Raw genomic sequence first — 1791 nt, 5'->3', positions numbered from 1 at the left:
CTTCTCTTGCGTTCGGAACAGTACAAGGTTGCAGGCGCCATGTTCAGCGATCCCAGTTTGGTGCCTGAGATGATCCTGACGATGGCGATCCGGCTCATCTCCGCGGTCAGCATCGCCACCATCGTCCTCGTGGCGGGCGATCTGATCTGGTCCCGGATCCGGTGGCAGCGCGATTTGCGGATGTCACGCCAGGAGGTCAAGGACGAGTTCAAGCAGATGGAAGGCGATCCCCTGGTCAAGGCGCGTCTGCGCTCGCTCGCCCAGGACCGCTCGCGCAAGCGAATGCTGGCTGCAGTCCCCCGAGCGACCGTAGTGATTGCCAACCCGACCCACTACGCGATAGCCTTGCGCTACGAGCGGGAGGAGACCAGTGCTCCTCTCGTCGTCGCGAAGGGCACCGACCTGGTCGCTCTGCGCATTCGCGAAACCGCGGAAAGGCACAATATTCCTGTCGTGGAAGACAAGGCTCTAGCAAGGTCCATGTATGACAGTGTCGAGGTGGATCGGATGATTCCGCCTGATTTCTATCGCGCGGTCGCCCAGATCCTGTTCTTTATCCTCACGAGGCCGAAGTGACGCCACAAGAAAAAAACTTGAGAAGGCGATCTTCGGAGGCGGAGCTGCGCGCGTACGAAGATCTTCTGTCCCAGAATCTACGCGATGTGGTGGCCGAGCTCTATCTCGTGGATCCGGGTATTTTTGTCGGATACATCGCCAATAATCTCCACGCGAATATTGAGGACATCGTCGAATCTGCGACGGAGCTGTTCTTCAAGCCAGGAACCTTGCGCTATAGCCATGCCGCAGATTGCCATTTTGAATGGGATCAGAATCCGCAGATCACCCTCGATCTCGAATTCGTCCATTCCTCCACGACTGTTTTCTTTAAGCTGATTCTGCAAAGCTTCTATGTCACGATCGCAATCCGGCGCGTCATGCTCAATGACAGATCCGGTGATCCTGACGCCGATTTGCGTCGCTTTGGAAATGTCCTGGCCGATGCCAGGATCTTGACGCTTCCCTCGCCCATCGGTCCTGAAAAATACCGCTCCGCGTAGGATGCCGTCGGAAGTCGTTTAGGCAACCGGGCCGCTGTTTGCCCGATTGCCGATCGACAACGCAAACTAGTCGAACAGTGCGTCAATATCGTTCTGGGATGTGATCCCGTCGTCGGCATTGAGTGCCGGGCCATTCAGCAGGGCACGATCACCGATGCGCTCCGGATCTTCGAGCGTCTTTACTTCCTTGAAGCTTTCGAGACCGCCCCAGATGGAGATCATCTGTCTCACGCGCTCGTCCACGAACCGCATCGCGTTGACGACCTTGCTGATCCGTTGCCCGGTGATGTCCTGAAAATTGCACGCCTCGAAGATGCCGATCACGTGATCGCCGATCTCGCGTGCGAACTCTCGATCCTCCCCCGTGACGCGGGCCGCGAGATTGCCGGATAGTTCATCGATCCGTTCAGCCGCAGCGAGAATGGCATTCGTCGCCGATTCGGTGCCGAGGACGATCGCGCCGAGTTCGTCGGTCACGCGCGCCATCTCGCGTCCTTGAGCTCCAGCATAGTGGAGCGTCGCGATTTCGGTCTTCGTGCGCTGGATCGCTTCCGAAATCGCGTCGAGTTCGACCTTCAGACGGAGCGCCTCCTGAAGATCTTTTCGGTGCTCTTCGAGGAGCGAGTAGGAGACCGCATGGGTCGGCTCCATTAAGTCGCGCAGTGAGGCGAATGCGTCCATGATTTCGCCGTGGCGACGCGAGACGTCGACATCGGCCATCACTTCTCCACCC

3 protein-coding genes are annotated in these 1791 nt (G+C 58.1%); 2 read left to right on the top strand and 1 reads right to left on the bottom strand.

Annotated elements, in window-relative coordinates; all coding sequences use genetic code 11:
* Both AC1DT3_RS19955 and AC1DT3_RS19950 read left to right on the top strand, forming a co-directional pair.
* Nucleotides 1–576: EscU/YscU/HrcU family type III secretion system export apparatus switch protein (locus AC1DT3_RS19955; RefSeq protein ID WP_477466954.1), on the top strand; the 576-nt coding region annotated here is incomplete at its 5' end.
* Nucleotides 577–593: 17 nt separating this feature from the next.
* Nucleotides 594–1058: a hypothetical protein gene (locus AC1DT3_RS19950; RefSeq protein ID WP_477466953.1), complete on the top strand. Its 465-nt coding sequence runs from the start codon at nucleotides 594–596 to the stop codon at nucleotides 1056–1058.
* A gap of 66 nt (nucleotides 1059–1124) precedes the next feature.
* On the opposite strand, the gene AC1DT3_RS19945 is transcribed toward AC1DT3_RS19950, so the two are convergent.
* Nucleotides 1125–1791, bottom strand: a 667-nt coding sequence (locus tag AC1DT3_RS19945) for a protein phosphatase CheZ (RefSeq protein WP_477466952.1), incomplete at its 5' end; no start/stop codon positions are given.

It is taken from the genome of Microvirga sp. P4_G7 (assembly GCF_056401005.1).
The sequence above is the reverse complement of the archived record's forward strand: the minus strand, read 5'-3'. Positions and strand labels throughout refer to the sequence as shown.